Source organism: Prevotella sp. OH937_COT-195 (assembly GCF_003932845.1).
Classification (GTDB): domain Bacteria; phylum Bacteroidota; class Bacteroidia; order Bacteroidales; family Bacteroidaceae; genus Prevotella.
The window spans coordinates 103782-127213 of the sequence record NZ_RQZH01000003.1 but is presented as its reverse complement, the minus strand read 5'-3'; the positions used below and the strand labels follow the sequence as shown (position 1 = coordinate 127213).

The window sequence follows — 23432 nt, the reverse complement described above, 5'->3', positions numbered from 1 at the left end:
ACGCTTATTCTTTTGCATCTTCGGGATAAAATGTTATTTTTGTGGCATATAACCTAAACATGGTCGCTATGAGAATTAATGTCGCCAAGTTGTTTTTCATGATACTATTCTTGGTAACCGGAAGTTTTTCCGACGCCCAGACTTTGAACGAATGGCGCGACATGCGTATAGACAAGGTAAACCGCATGCCTTTGCATGCTTCTTTTTTCAGGTACGAGAATCCGCATGTTGTTATTTCAAGCAATCCTGACGAGAGGAATGGTGTTGTGCCGCTCGATGGCGAATGGCGTTTCCTGTGGGTGGAGAATGCCGATGAACGTCCCAACGATTTCTACCGCACCGACATTGATGACAGCCTTTGGGGAACGATGCCCGTACCGGGAATGTGGGAACTTAACGGCTATGGTGCCCCGATATATGTAAGCAAGGGTTTTGCGTGGCGCGGCAGTAACGACGACAGTTTGTGCACTCCGCCGCTAAAAGGCAATCATATCGGTTCTTACAGACGCATGATTGAAATTCCCGAATCGTGGCAGGGCAGGCAGATAATCGCACGTTTCGGAAGCGTTACATCGTGCATCTACCTATACGTAAACGGAAAGTTTGTGGGTTACAGCGAAGATTCCAAGGCGGCAGCCGAATTTGATGTCACGCAGTATTTGAAGACGGGTAAGAATCTGTTTGCATTCCAAGTTTTCAGGTGGTGCGACGGCACTTTCTTCGAAGATCAAGATTTCTGGAGGCTCTCCGGCGTGGCACGCGACAGTTATTTGTATGCGCGCGACAAGGACATTCACCTTGACAACATGTGCGTTACGACCGACCTTGTGAACGATTTTCGCGACGGAGTGCTTACGATTGATGCAGATGTAAAAGGCAACGCCGATGTTTTTTATACTTTGAAAGACAAAGAGGGCAACATTGTGGGCAGGCAGGAAGGCGGCACCATAACCGTAGAGAACTGCCGACCGTGGACGGCCGAGACACCATATTTATATACATTGACGGTGAGAATATGCAGAAAAGCAAACCGCAGAGAGGCAGGCAAAGAGGTGGAAAGAGTGACAGAACGTATCGGTTTTCGCCACGTGGAGACGAAAAACGGGCAGATGTTTCTCAACGGAAAACCGGTATTGGTGAAAGGAGTAAACCGGCACGAGATGGATCCCGACGGAGGTTATGTGTTGTCTCGGGGGCGAATGATGCAGGACATCTCGCTGATGAAACGCTTCAACATAAACGCCGTGCGTACGGGAGGATATACCAACGACCCGCAGTGGTATCATCTCTGTGACGAGTACGGCATATACATCTGTGCCGATGACAACTACGACAGTCGCGGTATTGCCGACAATCCGTCTCTTGCCGAGTCATGTCGTCAGATGCTTGCGTACAATGCTGCGGAGCGCAGGCGACATAACATTACAATCAACGGCAACCACCCGAGCATCATAATGTGGGGAGACTGCGGCATACCTCCTTCGGTTACATACGGATATTGCCTTGCCGCGGGCAATTCTTGCGGAGGAATAAAGGAATATTGGGACTCCATACGCGCGGGAAATAAATGTCAGGGGGGCTTCATAACCGATTTTGCCGACCAAGCATTGCACTTGGACGCGCCGGACATTCTTGCTTCGACCGGTTCCGACAAAGCATTCTCTGTCCAACCAAGTTACTCTTACGGCGGCGATTACAACGCGGAAGACCCCTCGGACAATAACCTCAACTGCAACGGCTTGGTGTCGCCCGACCGAGTTCCCAATCCTCAGATGTACGAGGCAGGGTATGTAATGCAGAATATATGGACGGAATATGTGGGAATGAAAGACGGAAAGATGGTGCTGAAAGTTAGAAACGAGAACTTTTTCCGACCACTCGACAACATACGGTTGGAATGGGAGACAATTGCCGTAACGGGCGAAGTAATTGCACAAGGTGTGGAGGAAACAATAAATGTAATGCCGCAACAAACGGAAATGATTGAGATTCCATGCAACATAAACGAGCATGATTGCAGTTTCGTAAACGTATTCTACCGCCTAAAAGGCGACGAACCGCTTATGGCGAAAGGACAGACGGTGGCTTACCGGCAAATAAAAATCCGGGAAGATGCCTCGCTCGAACCTGAACGATTACACAAAAAAACTTATGTGAAGACTGAAAAGACACTAACGGACATTATCTTGAAAACCGCCGATGCACGATTGGTATTCTCGAGAATATCCGGATACCTCACATCGTGGATTGTCAGAGGGAAATCCATACTCGGCGAGGGAGGAAGATTGATGCCCAATTTCTGGCGTGCGGTGACCGACAACGACATGATTGGAAACATGCAACACAGGTATAAAGTGTGGCGCACCCCGAAAATTGTGCTCGCCGACATATCGGCAGATAAATCTCCGAACGACAAAGGTGTTGTCGTAACTGCCTATTACGAACTTCCCGAGGCATCTGCAAAGATGCGGATAAGATACTCTTATAACGGCGAAAGTCTCGAAGTGACCGAGCAGATGGTGCCTGCCGACAGAAGGAGAACGGTGGTGGGAATACCGCGCTTCGGCATGGTGATGCAGTTGCCTTACGACATGGACAAGAGTCGTTTCACGGGGCGTGGACCGGCGGAAAATTATTGCGACCGTAAGGAGTCGCAACTAATCGGGATATATGAAATGACTGCCGACGAGCAGTTCTATCCGTACATTCGACCGCAGGAAACGGGAACCAAGAGTGACATAAGCCTGTGGGAACAGACCGACGGCGGCGGATTCGGAATAAAAGTAATGCCCGTATGCGGTACGTCGATGTATGCCTCTGCACTGCACTACGACATCGACGAACTCGATGAGGGAGACAGCAAGCGGCAAAGACATACGGAACAACTCGCGAAATCGAAATACACCAACCTCTTTCTCGACGGTTTCCATGCCGGAGTGGGCGGCACTTACGGCTGCGACGGAACGCCGGAAAAGCAGTCACGCTACCACATGGAACTAACGGGCGAGTTCTCGTTCGCCGTCCGTATCAGTCCTAAGAAATAGCCTTTGCCGAGTAACACGCAACATAAGAAACCGATGTGTGTTTCAATATCTTGCGTTATGTGGCATCAATTTATGTGCCGTCGGAGGTCGTGTCAGTTGTTGTTGAAATAATACAAGAACGTTGCCACGCCCTCAATGGCGGGTTTTCGCTCGTTCTCTATTTCTATTTTGAATGCCACTTCGGTCTTGCATACCCCTCTGAGGTTGTTGATGTTGTGGAGCGAAGCCTTCATGCGTATCCTCGATCCGCTCTTCACGGGTTGTCCGAAACGCATCTTGTCCATTCCATAGTTAACCAGCAGTTTGATGTTTTGCACATCTATTACCTCCTCCCACAAGTGTGGCAGCAATGACAGCGTGAGGTATCCGTGTGCTATGGTCGATTTATACGGACTTTCTTTTTCCGCCCTCTCCGTGTCAACGTGTATCCACTGGTGGTCGAGTGTGGCGTCTGCAAACATGTTGATGCGTTCCTGTTTGATTTCGAGCCATTCCGAAGTTCCCAATTCTTTTCCCAGATAAGATGCGAACTCTTCGTAAGATTTTACTGTCAGTTTTGCCATTATAATTGTGATTTTTGTTTTCTTATGCAAATATAGGCATTTCTTTTTATATTTCCTGCCTTTTTCAATTAAAAAAACTTTATTGTCAATAATCAATTTGGTGTACGCCCGCAGTTCGCCATATACATAAATATGCCGTGCCGCTCTCTGTCTATGTCATTATCTCTGCCTCGTCCGTGTCATGTTCCATCCATTGTCGCAGTCGGTCGCGGTAGTCGCCCAGTTTGTCACTCTGCTGCTGCATCTGTCGCAACTCCTCCTCGCGTGTGCTTATCATTTGCAGCATATCGGGATATGTCGGTGCAAAGGTTGCATAATAACTCTCATCGCTGTCGAACATTCTGAATATTCCGGAAAATATCTCGTTTACGCTCTCGCGCAGCATGTGCTGCATTTCGGCAACCTTTTCGTTGCGTTGTTTCGCTTCGTACCAGTCGTACAGTTCCATCGCGACACCTATTGCCACGCTTGCATTTCCTATCCACCTTCCGGCTTTGGTCTCGAACTTTGCAGCCCTCCCCACGGTTCTTCCGAATGTCTGCGAGAACAAACTGTATGCGTGGCTCACCACATCGAGTTTCGACTTTACGTCGCGTAACACTTTCTGCGATTCCTTAATAGAGTTTCCCAGCATGTCGTTTTGTGCCGTTAATCGGCTTTCGAACTCTATTTCTTTTCGTTCGAGCGAGGTGTTGTTGGCTTCTGCACACTCCGACATTATCTGACTTATGTTTCTGTTCAGTATGTAGCATGTCACTTTTCCATGTTCCATCCCGATATGTTCCTCCACCACCTGCACCAGTTGCTCTGCCGTTTCCGCATGTCTTATCTCGTTCATCACTCGTTGTTTCAAGTCGTTCATGCGGTCGGTCATTGTTCTGCGGCTGCCGTTCAGTTCCTGTCTCAGTATCAAGCAGTCGCTTCTCATGTCTGCAATCTCCTCCCGGCAGCGCATCAGCGGTTTGTTCATACTTTGGTTTACCGAACCGATGCTTCTCCCTATGCTCGTCAGTACATCGCGCACCACCGCCATTCCCGCCGCCCCGGCAAGTTCTTCGGCATCGGTGTTGCCTGCCAGTCGTTCCACTTCCTGCCGCAGCAGCGATATGTGTGATCTACGTTCATAGTCGTCTTTGTGTTGCAGCCAGTATTCCATTCCTCTACCTTTCGGGTCGGCAGCGATACACACAATGCACAGTGCGTTGCGTTCCTCGTTGCTCAGTGCGAGTGTTTCGGCGAGTCTCCGTGTCATTGTCTCGCGTTTTACTGCGGCATGCTCGTTGTAATCCTCCTCGTCGGTCATGTCCGTTCCTGCCTCGTCCATCTTGTTTATAACGAATATCGTGACGGGAAGTTTCCCGAAATCGCGCAGCACCAATCGCAGAATTTCTTTGTGCGAGTCTTTCAACGGCAGCACTGCGTCGCATACATATATCACAGCCTCTGCCTCGGATATGTATTTCCGTGTTATTTCCGAGCATCGCACTTGTAGTCCGTTCGTTTCTTTCTCCTTTGTTCCGAACAGTCCCGGGGTATCCACAATCTCGTAGTTGTGTCCTATTGAGTCGAGTTTGTAAACCGTCAATTCGTCCGATGACTCTGCCACGTCTATTTTCATGGACTGTTGCAAAGTGCCCGTCATGCCTGCCACGGCACTCGTCTTGCCGTCGCTGAACGAGCCGAGCATCACGATGCGTGTTTTCCCAGCCGTTGCATTTCGCATTGCCGAGTCAATCTTTTCCTCCACCTCTCCGAGTTCGAGTCCCAATTCCTTTCCCATGCTTACCATCTCCTGCAGACGGTGCAGGCGTTCCAAGGTGTTTTCATATCGTGCCATATTCTTTTGATTTTATTTCTTCTATGAATGACGTTATGCCTGTTTTGGCATCGTCTATTATATTTTCCACGGTCTTCAGGTTGCGTGTTTCCTCTTCTATTGCCGCTGTCATTCGTCCACAGTCTTTTTCTATTTGCTCATTAATCCCTTTTGTAAGTTCTTTCAGTCGTATTTTGCTGTCTATTCGTGCGGTGTCTATTTGTCTCCTTGCCACTTGTTTCGCCTTGCTTCTCCGTCCGTCGCCGAATATCGTTTTGCGTGCGATGTGCGACAATCCGCCGAGTACCGCCCCCGTCGCCGTTGCCACTCCGGGTGCTATGAACGTGAAAAAACTGCCTATCGACGCCCCTCCCGCCACCGATACTGCGAAACTTCCCACATCGCCTAAGCCGGGATTTAGAGTCTGCTCTATTCGTTTTGTACTCACGAAGAACGAGCCGAGGCGTTTCTGCGGGTCTTCTATGTCGAGTTGTCCTGCGAGCGGAATATAGTCGATTTGCCTTTTCCGCATACTTATGTAGTCATTCATCTCTCCAACGTTGCGTGTCACCGCCTCGTTTATCCCTTTCTCAATGCGCGATGGTACGAGAGCCTCCTGTTGTTCTATGGCAAATTTCCGTTGTGCCTCGTTCAGCACTTTGTTGTCTATTGCTGCGCAAACCTTTTCTTTCAGCGCGTTGTACTCGTTGTCGTTCACTTGTTTTATGTCGCGTTCCATTGCGGTTTGTGTCTTTGCCGTCACGCTCTTAATGTCTCCTTGAAGGGTGTGCAGCAACAGTCGTGTGCGCCGTGTCGCCTCTTGTTGTCGTTGCAGTTCGTCGGAAATTCCGTGGTATGCCTTTCTTGCAAGTGAGATCATTTTATGCTTGTTTGCCTCCACGATTTCGTCTACGAAACGGTCTGCCATGTCGTCTATAAGTTCGGTCAGCGAGTGCAATCGGCTGAAACGCAACAGTGTTTCCCCGTCGCCGAATAGAGTTTTCAGTTTCCGTTGTGTGCGCAGCAGGTCGCCCCGTGTCTCTGCGAACTCTGCCACGGAACACATTGCGAGCAACCCTTGCAGCGATACGTTCCCTTTGTACCGGTCGCCGAGAATTTCCCGGAAGGTGTTAGTTATGAGAACTTCTGTCTTTACCGTTTTCTCCGTCATCAGTGTTTCTCGTTCTTCCGGTTCGTCGTAGTCGCTGCTTCCTCCCCTTATGTTATATATCGAATACACGCTTACCCAGTCTTTCAGGTATCGTTTTATCTTCTCTGCCGTTGCCGTGTCGGGTTGTTTGTTGTGTCCTTGCACATAGAAAATGCAGTGAGCCTTGTCGAGTGCGCGTTTTATCTCCTCCGAGTAATCCTCCTCGCGACCTTCTATCCCCGGCACGTCAATCAGCGTGAATGGTTTGCCGTTTATCTTCAGGCGGTATTCGCAATACACTTTCGTGAAATCGGTTCTCCCGTCGCCCACTATCATTCCGTCTTGTGCCGAGCCGGTTTCTTCGCGTTTCCGTTCGCGTGTCGTCTCGTTCGTGAGTATGCGCATTGTCTCTATGATAGTGCTCTTTCCGGCATTTGTTTCTCCGAAGAATGCTATGACGAGTTGATCCCACACCGTTGAACCGATTGTCTGTTCCGCCTGTGTGCCATATTCGTCAATCAGGTGTTCGAGCGTTGAGGCGAGTGCATCGCGCGTCTGTGCCAACACCGCGTCCCGTCCTCCCGTTCCGCGCATGCTGCCTGCCGCCTGTTGCAGTTTTCCCGCTATGCGCCGGTATTCGCGTTCAACTCTCTGTTTTGCATCTTCATTCATTGCTCCCATGTTATTAACAAAGACAAAAATAGAAAATAGTTGCGAAACTGCAAAATATTTTTCTTCTTTTTACGCTCGGGTTGATGCTCTCGACAAAAGTAATTCCGCCTGTTTTGTTAATCAATTTGGGCGAAATTACTCTTCAAATTCGCCTGTTTTGCATTTCAAAATTCGCCCATTTTGTCGGTACTTATGTTTTTCCGTGCCTTTGTTTTTGTTATATGTCAGGTTGTGCGAACCGGTTTTCATGGCAAATGTTACCGTGAAAAACACCGGTTTTATGGATTATTAACCCGCAACGTTTGTCTGAACGGAGGTTGTTTCGTACATTTGAAATTCGTTAAAATATGACGTAAAGAAACAATATCTGTAATGGAAAATCAGTATATGAAACAATATCCCGACATTATGTGGGGCAAAAAGATAATGTATGTACACGGTTTTGCTTCGTCGGCATGCAGTGGGACGGTGGGGCGCATGCGCACAATGCTGCCCTCGGCAACAGTGGTGGCAGAGGATATTCCGATTGACCCGCACGAGGGACTTGCAATGCTGCGCGAGATGGCAGAGCGCGAAAAGCCCGACCTCATCATCGGAACATCGATGGGCGGAATGTATGCCGAGCAGTTGCACGGTTTCGACAGAATACTTATAAACCCGGCATTTCGAATTGCAGACACAATGGGAGCGCACGGCATGACGGGCAGGCAGACTTTTCTCAACTCGCGAAAAGACGGTGTTCAGGAGTTTATCGTAACAAAGACCTTGGTTAAGGAATATCGCAACGTGCAGGAAGGTTGCTTCGCCGACACGTCTGATGTTGAGCAACGGCACGTATGGGGATTGTTCGGTGACGAAGACCAACTTGTACAAACCTATCCTCTGTTCTCCGAGCATTATCGTCGGGCAGTGTGGTTTCATGGCGGGCATCGCATGAACGACGAGGTGTTTGTCAACAGTGTCATTCCCGTGATACGCTGGATAGACGATTGTCAGGAAGTGCGCGACCGTAAGGTGATATACATAAGCATTGATGCACTGCGCGACAAGTATGGTAAACAGTTGTCTTCTGCGCGCAAGACTTTCCGCAGACTGCTTGATACATACGAAATATTTTTCGTGGCACCGTCGCCGAACCATGATGCCGGGCAGTGTGCCGATGTTTTGTCGTGGCTTAAGGAAAACATCGGTGTGCCGGCATACGACCATGTTGTATTTGTCAACCGCCCGCAACTCCTGTTGGGAGATTTTCTCATAACGCCGCAGTACGACACCCTTCGTTCTGCTTTCATGGGTACGGTAGTGTCGCTCGGCAGTCCAACATTCAAGACGTGGGACGAGATTGCGAACTATTTTGAAAGACTGGGAGGAGGAGTTTAATAAAGGACGGAGTACCCCGATTGCTACGATTGTCCGTAGTTTTCGGTAGTTGCCATTTCTGTGGAAATCAAGGATTGAGACTTCTGAAAAACTATTTATTTTCATTTGTTCAATTCAAATATGTTTCGTACCTTTATGCCATGAAAAAGAAACCACCATTCCCGAACTTTGCGGATATTTTGTATTCCCTTAGAGAAAGCCGACTTTTTCAGAGAAGACACCCGTCTTTGCCCGCAAAAGATTCAATAAGAATGTATCTTTCAGACAATCAGCAAAATAAGCACAAATAAGGGGTGAATGGGTTACGAATTGGAAACGAGCGAGTTTCTTTTCCCTTCTTTATTCTGCAATGCTTCAATGAACACTTGATTTGACATTGCAAAAGTACTCTTTTTCACCGTTACAGATGAAGGAATCTCAAAGAAAAATCAGCCAAACGTAATTATTGAGAGTATTTGTATGAAATCAGAGCTAACAGTTAGTTCCAACAAGTAAAGTACTTGATATACTTGTCACTACCATATTTACGAACCAGATAGTTGAAATGGTTCCTATCTAGGAAAGACACTAATTGAGCAAATACGAACTTATCTTGATGTATATGCATTCTTTTGAATAAGAATACAAAGTTGCCTTATCAAGTCCGTTGACTCTTATAATGCTCGTAAAAGACTAATTTCAATAATGTCAAAGAACGATTAGATCACTTAAAAGGGACAATGGTGTACAAGTATAAAGGCGGAAATTATTATGATTTCTTAAACAGGATTGGGTATGCAAAAGAGTTGTTATATCTTGTTAAAGTGAGGAGCATTACAGAAAACTTGGAAAATGATAAGACAGTTTGTTGTTTCAAAGTGTTAATCTTACCAATTTTATGGCATATGAATTTATTTTATCGTAACTTTGTATACTAATACAAAGTTTATATGGAGAATGTTAATTTCAAATTGAAAAGTAAGGACTTAGTTTTATTAGCCAACGAGCCTATCATGTGTGAAAAAATGAAAGCCCACATTGAAGGCCTCAAACATTATGCTTTCTCTGTAATTATAAGAAATGACTTGGGAATGATTTTGCTTCAAAAAAGAGCTTTGACAAAATATCATTCTGGAGGGATTTGGAGTAATGCATGCTGTGGACATCCTCTTGATATTTCATCTTATCAATCTCTTAATAATTCTGCAAAAGTAAGACTACAAGAAGAGCTTAATATAAATACAAAATTAAGATTCCTGTTTCAGTTTGAGTATTCTGCAAAATGCAGTAGTCTTGTGGAAAATGAAATTGATTATGTTTTTGAAGGAAAAAGTAATCAAGAAACATTTCATTACAATCCTCAAGAAGTGTGTGATATGAGGTGGATTAAGGTTAAGGACCTGGTCCAAGAAATAAACCAAACATCAGACATTTTTACACCTTGGTTCTTAATTCTCATGAAGAAATATATATATAATTATTTTTTTACTTAATTAGTTTGCATTATGAAAGAAATGGAAAAACTTGTAGAATCGCTTGACTTAGAAGAGTTGTCAAGTCGTGAAGAATTTGTTGCAATGGTCGCAGAACAGCAACAGATGGATCACGAAGGTATCACTCTTTTGAACTGGACAATTAGCTTTTAAGGTCTATTATCTAACGATAGGCTACTTTGTAATGCAGCCTGTCGTTTTTATACAAATAATTAGATATAAAGTGCGTCATATCAATTTAGAATCTGATTATTTCTCTTACGCTCTTTAAAATTTAGCTAAGGATTCATGGTAAATCCATATCCTATTTTTAAATAACAATAAAATTAAAAATGAATAAAATAATCTGTTTGTATTTATTTGTCGTTGTTAGTGTTTGTGGCGCTAATGGCCAGACAAAGATTAAAGGTGTTGTAAAAGACCAAAATAACATAGGTGTAGAATATGTAACTGTATGCGTGGATAGTATCTTTACTTTAACAGATAGAAACGGACAATTTTCTCTCGAACTTCCAATCGGTATAAAGGGTGATATGACTTGTACACATATTGGTTATAAAAAGAAAGTAACACCGTATTCTATATATAAAGGTGGAATCGTTGACATATCATTGGAAGACGAAGTCTATGAACTTGGTGAGGCTTTGGTTGTAGCCCGAAAGACTAAGCCTACGGTGATTCTTCGAAAAGGAATGAAACTACCTGGCGATGTTGCTTTCGGCAATGCTCCATCAGGCAAATATGAAATAGGAACCAAATTTACTGTGCATGATAATTTTATTATAGATAGATTTAACTTGAAGATAGAGGAATGCACCTATGAACATTGCACACTTCGACTTGTTGTCTATGAATTTTCAAAAGGACAATTTTCCCCTATCATTTCCAAACCTATTTATTTCAACCTGTCTCCTTTGAATAAGAATTCTGAAATTAATATTGAAACAACCTCATCAATAGCATTACATAAAGGAAAAGATTACTATATCGGCCTAACCATAGTCTCTGGTTCAAAGGGAACAATCCACTTCCCAGCCTATCTTCGTAGCGGATTTGTAAGGAACCTAATCGAAGGGACCATGAAAAAGCTACCTGCAACAGTTGGTATTGGTGTAATTGGACGAAAGCAAACCATTGCAGATTAATTTTTGGCGTATAGGTCAAAATGGTGGATGAAATGGGGCATGTATAGAGTTGTTAACCCGCACCTCCATTTTCACCCAGTCATAATTTGTCTTGAGTTCCTATTCCGGCATATCCTCTCCGTTTTCATTCATGAAGTTTGTAAAAATGGGCTGCTGCAAAAAATACTTGGAGGATTATAGTAGAGTCGGACATTTATCATCCCTCTCTAGATAATCTATCGTCAAACTCACCGTCTGCTCCTGCAAGGCGGTGAGTTCTTTTGTCAAGCGGATAAGTTCCTTCAATAGGGGTTTGTATCGTTGTTTCCCTCTCGGTGATGTGGAGAAAGCGCACCACCTAATTATAGTTCACTCCAATCTTATGGACTTCAGCGGTGATTTCTGTGAGTTTGCGGTAATAATCCACGGCAGACTTGTCCACTGTTATCACCTTGAAATGCTCACCTAAAAGCCTTGCACGCACGAACTCGGATTTGGACATTGAGCCTGACTTGTGATAGAGGTCTATCACTCGTATTTGGTCTTTCGGGTCGGGAAACGGACGTGCCAATCGTCCCACTTGTCGAGCATATCACCATACTTTTTTGCTACTCTTTTCCTTGATTTATCGCTTGCCATATTCTCTTGTTTTTGTTGCTCTAATCACGACTTCGGAGTGATTTAATCCCCATTTTTGGGCAAGGTGTGTCTTTGTGGGACAAACGGCAGTTTGTGTCACAAAGACACACCTTGCCAGTATCAAAAATGATATACTTAAGCCCTGCTGTGTTACTGCATTCTCTGAATGCTGTAACTCTGCATAGGCTTGCGTTCTCAGAACGCTACAGTTCAGAGTTTCCGCCATACTTCTACTTCCTCTTTATATCGGTCAAGATACTCCTGAAGAACCAGTTCCACATACCCTGAAATACTTGCTCCCTGCTCACCAATCTTACGCACAACGAAGTCTAATCTTCTTTGGGTTTCTTCTGATACATACACCGCTTTGCGGTGGCTGATACGAATTGGCTGAAGATATTTCCTTTGAAACCTTGCTAATCGTTCTCTATACTTGGAATTGTCCATTCTCTGATGAATTTCTTCGGCAGTGGCTGCTCCTTACATTGGTTGCGATTCTGCCACTTGACATGGAGAAAGAGAGGCTTCCTCATGGTTCTTTTCCTCATCTAATTATTCCATTTGAATAGGCTCAAATCTTTTCTTTTCCTCCTCATAATTATAATTTACGGGTTGGTCATAAAACGACAAGTCTTCTGGCTTGTAGAGCTTAGAGCCATAATTACTCATATCTTTAAGAGCTTGTTCTAAACGCAAACTCCTCTTTTCATCTATAATTGCCATGGCTTCTTGGATATTGGGTAATAGTGTTTCTCAAGCATTGTTTGTATGTCGCCCTGCCTATACAGTATCTTTCCTCCGATTTTGTAGTAGGCAATCGTTCCGTTGTTGCGGTATTCTTGGAACGTCCTTGTACTCAACCGTAGCTGTTTGCAAACTTCCTCTCCTGTGAGATAAACCTCACCGTCCAATATCGGACGCGAGGTGGCACAATAACGCTCCAACCTCTTTAATATGCACTCCATCAATTGAGCAAACATTTGCATCTGAGGGTCTTGTTGCGTAATGATTCCATTCTCGTTCATTGTTCATTCATTGTTTGAGCTCGTTAAATCTTTGAGTTCATTTTTTATTGCATTCAGAATCTCGGTGATGTCACTCTCCTTGTAGTAACACTTGTGTCCAATCATTGAGAAGGGGATTTTCCCCGTATCTCTGTAAGTTTGCAAGGTGCGCTTGCTGATGCCTAGCCTCTTGCATACGGCTTCATTGTCAATCCACTGCTCCGCTTCTGGCGGATTACCAATAAGTTGTTGCACACTGTGGATAAAGTCTGTAAAGGAGGAGCGAAGATGCTCCCATGCATTGCGCTCGATAATGATAAGTTTCATTGCCTTGATTATATTTCAATTGCGTTATTATTACTCGGAAAACAAACAAAGATACAGTCCGTTTCCTCTTTTATCGTGTGCAAACATAGCTCTTCAAGAGCAAGGGGAAAAGGGATGAAGAGAAGTGAGGAAAGAGTGGGATAATAAGGGAAAAAGGAGATAGAAAAAGCGGTGGTATTGCGGTAATGAGATGAGGTGTCGGTTCTTTCTTTTTTCATAGAAATATGAAACCCTCTAATCAGTCATATGATTTTCGCTGTATGCCCAAATCTATGCCTTGAAAGCAGGTGTGCTTGCGTATAAAGAGCCTGAGTATGCCGTATTCTTTTCGTGTATCTCTTCTCAACGGCAGCCTAGCCATGCAAGGTTGGGAGGGAAGAATACTACCGATCGGCGAACGGAAATAAAACATCAGATTCGAAAACGGAAAATCCTGCGGTGGAGATTCTTCTCTCCATCCGCAGGACTTTGAAAGGGTGCAGTTGTATCTTTACACGATAAAGAGACGGCACCAGGGGCTTTCGTGAGCCTAAACAACAAAGGTATGGGCTTACATCATTTGTTATTTGACGATGGGCAGTCTATTGCTTTCAATAAGCAGCACTATTGTGCCTGTCAGTTCGGTGTAAAGACGGTCGTATTGCTCGCTTGCGGAAAATTCGTCCGTCAAACCGAATTTGGCGAATGTGGCTTGAACAGCCTTATTCGCCAACAATATGTGTGCAAGCCTTTTAGGAAGCGGTGTAGGCAATTCCTTGCCAAACTCATTCTCTAAGACAGAAACGAGGGTGTCGTACTTGGAGAAGTGCAAGCCTTGGTACAAGACCTCGCTAGCCATATTTTCGGCATCTTGGTGCGTAAGCCCTTGTATCACTGCATTGCAGTAAGTGATTAATCCCATGTCGGCTCGCTCCTTAATAAACTCCGTTTCTTCCAATCGATCGGGATGATGTTCACGAATATGGCTTTCCAATTTCAGACGAAAATAGGAAAGTTCCTTTTGATAGCTGTGTTTCATAGTACTTGAGAATTATATGTTTGTGATTCATACGAGTTTTGCCTTGTCTTCTGTCGTGAGATGGACTCGCAATAGCCTTCAAGAACTGAATGCTCCCTGTCAGTGAGTGCAGTCATATCCTCCTGTATCTTGTGGTCCGTTATCTTCCCATAGATTTTTGTCGTGCCGATATTACTGTGTCCGAGCATCTTGCTGAGTATTTCCATTGAAATACCATTGGATAGGCATATCGTGGTCGAAAATGTGTGTCGTGCCATGTGAAAGGTCAACCCTTTTTCTATACTACATATCTGACCGATGTTCACACAGGCAAAGGAGGCTTCGCGAACGGTCAGATTTGGAAATATCAAATCGTTATTCTCCTTATCCTTGATAAACAGAGAAAGGATTTGTTCCGCAATGGGTAGAAGGGGAACGATGGCTTCTACATTTGTTTTCTGTCGCTTGATGCGAATTTCCTTTGTGCCATCAGCATTACAGATGATATGTTTTGGTTTAAGTCGTTGCATGTCCACTCGTGCCAATCCTGTAAAAGCGCAGAACAGAAAGAGTTGTCTTACACGCTCGAACTGCTTATCTACAATGGGCGTTTCAAGAAGACGTTGCAATTCCTCTGTGGTGAGATAACGTCTTGTGCGGTGGGGCTGTTCCGCCTTGTAGGCTACAAATGGGGCGATGCGTATGTATTTCTTTTGCTGACCGATACCGATGAGTTTTCGCAGATAGATGATCACAATCTGAATAGTGGCAAGGGAGAGGTTTCGCTCACTTTTGAGATAGAAGTCCATTCCCTCAATAAAGCTATAGTCCAATAGAGAGTAGCGAATATCCTCAAGTCCCAAGCGTTCACGCAGATAGGATTGGATAAGCTTTGTGGCATAGATGTAGTTGGCAAAGGTCGGCTTAGCAACTGTCTCTCCGACACAAGGACGCTTCTCCTCAATGAAGAGATGTGCTTCCTCCATGAGAAAGCCCTTGTGCGAGTCTTCTTCCATGAGTTCATGCTTTATAAGTTCGGCAGAGATATAACCACGCTTCCATACCAACTCTTGGTACTTGGCTTGTATTTGTTCCTCCTTGGCATGGAGATGGCGGTTGATTTCTCTTACCTTTTCGTCCGTCCTCTTGCATCGTGCTTTCCTGATGTCCCAGAATTCATGGAAAATTTCCTTTCCTGTGCTGTATTGGACTTGTTCTCCGTCTATGGTGATGCGTCCCATAATCGGACACTTACCGTTCTTCTTCTGTTTGGAGCGGTTGATGTAAAACAGGTTTTTGAAGGTGCTTCGTGCCATATGTTCAAAGTTTTAAGGTGAAAATATCTTGTACTCGCTGCAGCACTTTTTGCATATCCCGATGGATTCTTTCGGAGGAAACCGCGGCGTAGATTTGTGTTGTTCTCAGATTGCTGTGTCCGAGCATTCGGCTTACCGTTTCTATCGGTACACCTGCCGATAGCGTGATGAGGGATGCAAATGTATGGCTAGCCATATGGAAAGTCAGCGGGGTTTCCATGTCAATGTTTCTCTGTATGTGGTGCATGCCGTTGTGGATGATATCGCTAGTCGGTACGTCAAAGATAAAACCTGCCCGTTTTCCCCTGTAGCGCTCCATAATCGCCAATGCAGGAGATAGCACCTGCACACGGTAGAGAGTTTTGGTCTTCATGCGTCTGCCCTTGATACAGAGTTCCCCTTCCTATGTGACGAGGTTCTCCTCTTTCTGGTTGCGGACATCGGAGATGGCAAGCCCAGTGAAGCAGGAGAAGACAAAGAGGTCACGGACGACACGGTAATTCTCCCACTCAATCTCTAAGTAGATAATTTTTTGCAGTTCCTCCTGAGTAATACTTCTCGGTTCTCCTTTGGGACGTTCATAGCTGTACCTCAAGAAGGGATAAAAGTCCAGCACGCCTCTTTTCACTGCCATGCGGACAATGGTCTTCAAGGTGGACAAGGTGCTTGAGATGCTGCTCCGTTTCAGTTTGCGATCGATTGTGAGATAATACTCGAAACCCTCAATAAAAGCTTTATCCAACTGTGAAACAGGAATGTCACTTACTCTGTATTTCTTTTGCACATACTCACGAAGCAATGAGAGCTGGTAGGTACGGAGTTTGAATGTCTTCAAAGCTCGGTCGATACCTATGCGCTCCTTTGTTTGTCTGAGATATTCCTCAAAACTTTCCAAGAGCATGGTCTGACGATAGATTTGTCCTTGATAGGCATCTCTTACATCTGTAGCGGTGAAGACAGTTTCCCTTTCACTGAGTTCATGAAAGCGTGAGTGAATAAGTGCGGTGCATTCACTTAGTTTCTGATTAATGGACACCGCAATGGCACTTTTTCCGATGAGTCTCTGTTTACGGCTGTCCCATAGGGACAGCGGAGTCTTGCACTTGGTGGAAAAGCCAGAATGGGTTCTACCCAGAGAGATGCGCCCGATGATAGGCACAAGCCCTTTCTTGTCGGTTCGTTTCGCCTGAACGAAGAACGATACTTTCAGTTTGTTTTCTTTCATTTTTCTAATTTTTTTCTATGTTACAAAGTTACTTACGCACCTGTGTTTATGAGCGATGCAAAAGAATGAAAGATGAAGAATAAAAACCTATGGCACAGTTGTTTACATGCTATTCGTAACCCCTTTTTGCTTTTTCCATGATGGGTTACGATTTGGTAACGGAACTCCTGCCGTTTTCTGCTCGTTCTTGCTCATCCTCAAAGTGGCAAGAAAACGCTAAGTAACACCATTTCAAATGGTTACATTCCTTTCGTTTCCCTCTATTTCCCTTGATTCTTATCTACTTACTTTGCCCGCAAAAGATACTACACACAAGTGGTTATCGGACAGAGTGGCAAGATATTTTATGCTTAAACAGTATGATTTCGTGTAATGTCTTAAAACAAACCATAAACAAACGATAAAGGGTGAATAACGTGCTTACCTTTGCAGAGGTGTCAGACAAAGAAAAAGAATGTATTTAAAAAGCCAATATATATGATTAGGAAAAAAATGATTAAATTTGCATTTGCTTATGGAATCCTCCCAAGTTGTGTCATGGATTAACAAATGATTCAGTAGAAATAATAAACTAAAAAATCATATTTGACCGGAAATAAGTGTTATATATAAAGTCGGATTAACAAACGTACAAGATATGACAGAGCAAGAGTTAGAACAAAATCTCATCAAGCAATATTCAAAGGAGAATGAGGGCTGCGAGTGGAAGGAGTTTAAGAATATGAAGAATGGCTTTAACGGTCATGAGAAAGATGATGTCATTTCATACGTATCGGCATTGGCAAACATGGAAGGCGGACATCTGGTTATTGGTGTAGAGGACAAAACATTGAAAATTGTTGGAACTAATACCTACAACTATACGATACAACAGGCAGTACTACGATTGACGGATTTATGCGCCAATCTTTCGAGTGAGGGTCTGAACATTGAAGAGTTCGTTACAGATGACACACAAAAAACGGTTTGGGTGATACATATTCCCAAACATCAGCCAAAGTTGCCTGTTTATGCTCATAACAAGGCATGGCAGAGAATAGAGGATTCGTTGGTGGAACTGACACCGGAGCGGTTGAATGCAATCTTGGAGGAAACAAGTCCGACATACGATTGGTCTGCGGAGACGATTGCTGAGGTTACGCTTGATGATTTGGAACCCAAAGCATTGCAAAAAGCTCGTGAGGAATACAAGTCAGTTCATCCGAGGGTGGCTGACGAGGTTGACACTTGGTATGACATGGAACTACTTGGCAGGGCGGGGGTCGCCGTTAAAGATAAACTGACCAGAGCTGCCGTCTTGCTCCTTGGTAAACCAACGGCAGTTCATTTCTTGGCTCCGTCTGTTGCCACTGTCACATGGGTGCTGATTGACGGGCAGGGCGAAAAGATGGACTATGAGCACTTCACCATTCCGTTCATGCTAACCGTGGATGAAACCCTTGCCAAAATACGTAATCTAAATCAGCGTATATTACCAGGCGGAACGCTGTTTCCGGACATCGTGAAGCAGTATGACGATTACAGTATCCGCGAGATTTTGCATAATGCCATAGCTCATCAAGACTATACGATGCAGAAAAGAGTGACAATGGTAGAGACATCGGAGTCTGTGACATTTTCTAATGGTGGTTATTTCTTGCCGGGTTCTGTGCGAAATGCCATTGAACAGACCGACCCGCAGAAGTATTATCGCAACTATGTCTTGTCGGCTTATACAGCCAAGACTGTTGATGACAAGGAATTGAAAATGGAGTATATTCGGAACAAGAGTTTTAACTATCTTCATTTCAAGGACATGATAGTGCAATATCTGCGCTCGTTTGGCGGAGCGACAAGAGCAGAACTTAATATGCTGTTACAATCAAAATTGTCCGATGTACTCACCGAAGAACAAAAGATAAGAAAGATTGGCAACATGTTGTTTGCATTGAAACATAAAGGAGTCATTAAACTAAGTGAAAAGAAAAGTGGGTTTTAGTCGAAGTTTAGTCGAACTCACAACTTACGATATGCTGAAATGCCTTTGGATAAAGACTTCTTTCTATTCATTTGCATGTATGGAATTGGTTGAAGTTTTGATTTGATTTAGTCGAAAGTTAAGTCGAAGTAAAGAACTCAGTATATAAAAAGGTACAAATAATCCGAGATTTTTTGGGGAGTCTGAGTATTATTTTGTTCCTTTGCAACCATTAAGAGTGTTCTTTGGATTTGTGTAAAATGTGTAGGAATATATAAGTCCTATCGTTTCCAAAATATACCCTGTTCTTGTTTGTCTTATGGGTAATCGGTTGATTTCCAAAGAAATTTTGATATGGCATTGTTTACGAACGTTTTCTATCTAAAAGAATCATGTGTCCGGAAGAATTATTTGAAAGAGCGGCGCAAATAGCCTATGCCGTGAACAAAACGAAAGACGAAGACGAGTATTTGCGTCTTTGTCCGAAATTGTTGAGGCATGCCCATGAGACACTTGTGATGGCATGCGCGGCAGGAGTTGCCGACACAAAACAGGCTTACGGCAATCTTTTTGCCCAAGTTGATTATCTTTGCAAGCGGCACGGGATTGCCGTGAGCGACGTAACAGACATACAGGCAATGCGCCGACACAGCAACAGGTGCGAGCCGGTAACGCCCGTACAGTTGCTATACGACGTGCGCTCGCTTTGCATATTCATTTCGGCAGTGTTCTCTTGTCATGTCCCGGCATCAGTCATGAGACTGCTGCCACAGGTGATGCCGGAGAAAATTGAGCGTAAGGAAGAGGCGAAGCGCGAACGTTATCCGTATGTCAGGTGTATCGTTGACAGTATTGCCGACACTTCGTTTTCAGCCACCGCCGATGACATCGGCAACGCATCGGGCATAATGGTTGACATATCGGCAGAACACTTGCGATACTTGCAACCGATACTGCACGCCGGTATGCAGGTGAATTTGCTTGACAGTCGCTCGTCGCGTGCCGACCACGGCGGAGTGCACTATCTGCAACCGTCGATAATAGTAATAGAACCCGATTTTTTGATAGACATAAGCACCATCGCATCGTGCTTTAAGTCGTATGGTCGCAGTCCGCTGAACTACATCGTTAAAAGGTTCGGCGCACCGCCAAACACACAGCCAATATTGCTCGGAAACCTTGCAAGCGCGGTATTGGATGACACAATCAATGCACCTGCGACGAAAGTCAACGACACCATACGTCACAACTTCCGCGACAAGGCATTGGCATTTGCCACATGCAGCGACTTCAATGCCGAGACATTTGTCAACGATGCGCGGAGACAAGCGGAGAATATCACGAAAGCAATAGAAGTGTTGCGTAATGACAAAATGGTTCCGTTCGATACAGACAAGGCATTGCTCGAACCATCGTTCGTGTGCGAGAAACTCGGCATGTCGGGACGCATAGACCTTATGAGTGCAGACATGAAAGTACTCGTGGAGCAAAAATCGGGAAAGAATTGGAACATTGAGACGCACCGTAGAGACAGGCACGGCGTGCAACTCGAGGATAACTATGTCCAGATGTTGCTGTACTATGGTGTGTTGAAGTATAATTTCGACCTTGGGAAAGACAGGGTAAACATGCATCTGCTATACTCCAAGTATCCGCCGAACGAAGGATTGGTGGCGATGAATTTTTATCAGGGACTATTCCGCGAAGCGATAAAGATGCGCAACCGAATGGTTGCTCTCGACATGTTTACAGCCGACAAAGGATTTGCGACAATATTGCCTATGCTGACACCCGATGTGTTGAATGAGAACAAATGCACCGACACACTTTACGTGCGCTACCAACTGCCGCAACTGCATGCCTTGCTCGGCCCGCTGCACAATCTTACCGCACTCGAACATGACTATTTCTGTCGCATGATGACATTTTTGTTCAGAGAGCAAAGGGTGGCAAGACTCGGACTACAAGAGGGTATCGGTTCGGCGGCAGCCGACTTGTGGAATATGCCGCAGGCGGAGAAACGCGAGACGGGAAACATTTACACCGGTTTGAAGATTGTGGCGAAGGAGAGGAGCGATCCGTATAGGGGCTTCGACATGATAACTCTCCATGCCCCTGCGCAGGGCGATGATTTCCTCCCTAACTTCCGTGTTGGTGATGCTGTCTATCTGTATGAATACAATGACGTGCCGGATGTGAGGCGAAGCATCTTGTACAAAGGTTGCTTGACGGAAATGACGACAGACAGAATTACCGTGGCTTTGAGCAACGGGCAGCAAAACCCGACGGTACTTGTGCCACACTCTGACGCGGTGTATGCCGTGGAACATTCTGCGGGCGACTTGTCGCAAAGCAGCAAGATTCATGCCTTGCATAACTTCATAAATGCACCGAAAGCGTTCCGCGACCTGATGTTGGCACAGAGAGAACCGCTTGGCGAAGATGTTGACGAAGACGATGATATTACGCGGCGTGCACTTTCGTCGAAGGACTATTTCCTCATCATCGGTCCGCCGGGGACGGGCAAGACTTCAAAAACGTTGCGCAGCCTCGTAGAGGGAGAACTCGCTGCCGGCACACATACATCGCTGCTGCTTATGTCATACACCAACCGTGCGGTTGACGAGATATGCTCGATGCTGGATGACGCCGGCATCGACTATCTGCGAATCGGCTCGCCGTACCGCTGCGACCCGCGTTTCCGCGACCGCCTTTTCTGCAATGCCGTATGCAGCGATGCTACCTTGAACGGAATGCGGCAACTGCTTGTATCGACGAGAGTCATTGTCGGTACGACGACCACAATGTCGTTGCACGAGGAACTGTTATCGCTGAAGCATTTCTCGCTTGCCGTGATAGACGAGGCAAGTCAGATTCTTGAGCCGGACATAATCGGATTACTAAGCCGGTGTGATGCCGATGGTACAACGGGAGTGGAACGTTTCGTACTAATAGGCGACCACAAACAACTGCCGGCGGTGGTACAGCAAAGTGCGGCAGACAGCAGGGTGGAGGAAAAATGCCTGCGCGACATTTGTCTCGATGATTGTCGCAACAGCCTGTTCGAGCGACTGTTGCGGATTGAAAGGCGTGCAGGCAGGGAACGCTTCATCGGCGTGCTGAACCGTCAGGGACGCATGCACCCGGACATAGCACGTTTCCCGTGCAGCATGTTCTATGCCCGCGAGAACGTTACAGCCGTGCCACTGCCACATCAACTCGAACCGTCGGATCCGAAACGGCGCATTATATTTATTCCATCCGACGATTGTCGCGAACCGGGGCAGTCCGACAAGGTGAACGTGAGCGAGGCTGCAATCGTGGCACAAGAACTTAAAAACATATACGAGGAATACCGAGACAATTTCAGTCCGCAGCATACGGTGGGCGTAATAGTGCCGTACCGTAATCAGATTGCCGTTATACGGCGAGAGACGGAGAAACTCGGCATAGCACCGCTGTGCGACATTGTCATAGATACCGTGGAGCGTTACCAAGGCTCGCAGCGCGACATAATAATCTTTTCGTTTACGGTACAGAACCCTTACCAACTCGATTTCCTTACCGCCAACTGCTTCGATGAAGACGGCATTACCATAGACCGCAAACTCAATGTGGTGCTGACGAGGGCGAGGGAACGATTGATAATAACCGGAAATCGTAGCACGATAATCCGAAATGATATATTCAGACAGTTGGTGGAGAGTATTGAGGAGGTTTGATTATTTCCATGACTGTTTATGATGTTAAGGAAATACTTTATGATGCACATATAGAAACATACTTTCAAAGAATCTGTCGGTAAAGAAATCCAAAGTAGCAACATTCATAATAATATTTATCCACAATGGGTAATTGGGAATAAGACAGTCAAACTATTCTAATTGCCGATTGTGGATAAATGCTTTTCGTGGTTTTTATCTGTCGAAAATATAAAGTAGAAAACATTATTTTGTGTGATGCTCTACATAATTCATATATCCGCAGAACTGCCAAACCGATTTGTTGGAAGCAGGTGATGTTGATTTATAGTTTGTCTAACATTCCTTTCATGGCCTCTTCCTCTTGTCGGATGCGGATAAGGAGAAGTAACATATAGAGCGGAAGTCCGATGCTTAATGTAAGCCAAGCGTTACATAGTAGTGCCACGCCTATAAGCTCGGGAATGATGTTCAGAAAGTAGTTTGGGTGACGTACGGTTCTGAACAGAAAACTACGCTCGATGCGTTGATTTGGTACGATGTATAGTTTCACCGTCCATACATCTCTCAGTTTGTAGATGACATAGAACAGCATGCCGTATGCAAATGCCATTACACCGATACCGGCCACAGAGATGGTATTGAAATCGCCCCCTTTGGTATATGCTTCATATAGTGTTGCGAAATAATATGCTATGTGCGCAAATGTCAACAGTAGCGAGTTGAACTTGCCGTATTGTACCGCTCCCTTTTTCAACAGTAGTTTTTCGTTGCGTATTGAAAACGACAGAGAAACCAATCGCAGAATGAAGAAAGCAATGAATGTGATTATGATATATTGCATTATAGTGATGTTTATTTATTGTTAATATTTACTCAAAACCGGTCATTAGGTTACAAAAACCATCATTTCCTATTGACAGTCTTGCTTCCTGCCATCTTTTATTCGCTTGTTTGCATCCTGTCTGTCTTTCTAACTCGATGTGGCTCTGCCACACCTTCGATAGAAAGACAAACAGCCTGCTCGGCAATCGAACAAAAATGT

16 protein-coding genes and 3 pseudogenes are annotated in these 23432 nt (G+C 45.1%); 7 read left to right on the top strand and 12 right to left on the bottom strand.

Translation table 11 applies throughout. From position 1 onward, the window contains the following. The first annotated feature begins 68 nt into the window (after positions 1-68). Positions 69-3044 carry a glycoside hydrolase family 2 TIM barrel-domain containing protein gene (locus EII32_RS02595; RefSeq protein WP_158611110.1) on the top strand — a complete coding sequence of 992 codons (2976 nt, stop codon included), beginning with the start codon at positions 69-71 and terminating at the stop codon, positions 3042-3044. 92 nt (positions 3045-3136) lie between these two features. On the opposite strand, the gene EII32_RS02590 is transcribed toward EII32_RS02595, so the two are convergent. The 3 genes from EII32_RS02590 to EII32_RS02580 all read right to left on the bottom strand — a co-directional run bounded on the left by EII32_RS02590 (position 3137) and on the right by EII32_RS02580 (position 7254). Continuing rightward, the gene (locus EII32_RS02590) at positions 3137-3607 is read right to left on the bottom strand and encodes a MaoC family dehydratase (protein WP_125233897.1); all 471 of its coding nucleotides are present in this window, start codon (positions 3605-3607) and stop codon (positions 3137-3139) included. Positions 3608-3758: 151 nt separating this feature from the next. Next, the gene (locus EII32_RS02585; RefSeq protein ID WP_125233896.1) at positions 3759-5444 is read right to left on the bottom strand and encodes a LeoA/HP0731 family dynamin-like GTPase; all 1686 of its coding nucleotides are present in this window, start codon (positions 5442-5444) and stop codon (positions 3759-3761) included. Beyond that, positions 5431-7254, bottom strand: coding sequence for a GTPase domain-containing protein (locus EII32_RS02580; protein ID WP_125233895.1), 1824 nt, complete (start codon positions 7252-7254; stop codon positions 5431-5433). The genes EII32_RS02585 and EII32_RS02580 overlap by 14 nt, the downstream gene beginning before the upstream one ends. Before the next feature lie 363 nt (positions 7255-7617). Here EII32_RS02580 and EII32_RS02575 point away from each other — a divergent pair, with 363 nt between their 5' ends. Next, on the top strand, positions 7618-8625 hold the full coding sequence (locus tag EII32_RS02575) for a YqiA/YcfP family alpha/beta fold hydrolase (RefSeq protein ID WP_125233894.1): 1008 nt from the start codon (positions 7618-7620) through the stop codon (positions 8623-8625). A 478-nt stretch (positions 8626-9103) separates the two neighbouring features. Here EII32_RS02575 and EII32_RS02570 read toward each other — a convergent pair whose 3' ends face one another. Further along, on the bottom strand, positions 9104-9232 hold the full coding sequence (locus EII32_RS02570; protein WP_125233893.1) for a DUF4372 domain-containing protein: 129 nt from the start codon (positions 9230-9232) through the stop codon (positions 9104-9106). Between the two features lie 322 nt (positions 9233-9554). Here EII32_RS02570 and EII32_RS02565 point away from each other — a divergent pair, with 322 nt between their 5' ends. The 3 genes from EII32_RS02565 to EII32_RS02560 all read left to right on the top strand — a co-directional run bounded on the left by EII32_RS02565 (position 9555) and on the right by EII32_RS02560 (position 11242). Then, positions 9555-10097 carry an isopentenyl-diphosphate Delta-isomerase gene (locus tag EII32_RS02565; protein WP_125233892.1) on the top strand — a complete coding sequence of 181 codons (543 nt, stop codon included), beginning with the start codon at positions 9555-9557 and terminating at the stop codon, positions 10095-10097. Between the two features lie 12 nt (positions 10098-10109). Beyond that, a complete protein-coding gene (locus EII32_RS12035) occupies positions 10110-10250 on the top strand; it encodes a hypothetical protein (protein ID WP_158611108.1) in 141 nt (46 codons plus the stop codon). 179 nt (positions 10251-10429) lie between these two features. Beyond that, positions 10430-11242, top strand: a complete 813-nt coding sequence (locus tag EII32_RS02560) for a carboxypeptidase-like regulatory domain-containing protein (RefSeq protein ID WP_125233891.1) — start codon at positions 10430-10432, stop codon at positions 11240-11242. Positions 11243-11416: 174 nt separating this feature from the next. On the opposite strand, the pseudogene EII32_RS02555 reads toward EII32_RS02560, so the two are convergent. The 7 genes and pseudogenes from EII32_RS02555 to EII32_RS02520 all read right to left on the bottom strand — a co-directional run bounded on the left by EII32_RS02555 (position 11417) and on the right by EII32_RS02520 (position 16729). Beyond that, a pseudogene (locus EII32_RS02555) lies at positions 11417-11860 on the bottom strand (hypothetical protein). 210 nt (positions 11861-12070) lie between these two features. After that, a pseudogene (locus EII32_RS02545) lies at positions 12071-12583 on the bottom strand (DUF3408 domain-containing protein). Further along, entirely contained in the window at positions 12571-12885 is a 315-nt protein-coding gene (locus EII32_RS02540; protein ID WP_125233889.1) for a helix-turn-helix domain-containing protein, read from the bottom strand. The pseudogene EII32_RS02545 and the gene EII32_RS02540 overlap by 13 nt, the downstream one beginning before the upstream one ends. A gap of 3 nt (positions 12886-12888) precedes the next feature. Further along, complete coding sequence (locus tag EII32_RS02535; RefSeq protein WP_125233888.1) at positions 12889-13191, bottom strand: helix-turn-helix domain-containing protein; 303 nt, start codon at positions 13189-13191, stop codon at positions 12889-12891. A gap of 562 nt (positions 13192-13753) precedes the next feature. Then, positions 13754-14209: a DUF1896 domain-containing protein gene (locus EII32_RS02530; protein ID WP_125233887.1), complete on the bottom strand. Its 456-nt coding sequence runs from the start codon at positions 14207-14209 to the stop codon at positions 13754-13756. Further along, entirely contained in the window at positions 14206-15504 is a 1299-nt protein-coding gene (locus EII32_RS02525) for a site-specific integrase (RefSeq protein WP_125233886.1), read from the bottom strand. Before EII32_RS02525 ends, EII32_RS02530 begins: the two co-directional genes overlap by 4 nt. Before the next feature lie 4 nt (positions 15505-15508). Further along, positions 15509-16729: pseudogene (locus EII32_RS02520) on the bottom strand (tyrosine-type recombinase/integrase). Positions 16730-17366: 637 nt separating this feature from the next. On the opposite strand from EII32_RS02520, the gene EII32_RS02515 reads away from it, so the two are divergent. Next, a complete protein-coding gene (locus tag EII32_RS02515) occupies positions 17367-18707 on the top strand; it encodes a helix-turn-helix domain-containing protein (RefSeq protein WP_125233885.1) in 1341 nt (446 codons plus the stop codon). A gap of 371 nt (positions 18708-19078) precedes the next feature. After that, a complete protein-coding gene (locus EII32_RS02510; RefSeq protein WP_125233884.1) occupies positions 19079-22408 on the top strand; it encodes an AAA domain-containing protein in 3330 nt (1109 codons plus the stop codon). A 304-nt stretch (positions 22409-22712) separates the two neighbouring features. Here EII32_RS02510 and EII32_RS02500 read toward each other — a convergent pair whose 3' ends face one another. Then, positions 22713-23231 (bottom strand): isoprenylcysteine carboxyl methyltransferase family protein, encoded by a 519-nt coding sequence (locus EII32_RS02500; protein WP_125233883.1) that lies wholly within the window; start codon positions 23229-23231, stop codon positions 22713-22715. Positions 23232-23432 lie beyond the last annotated feature (201 nt).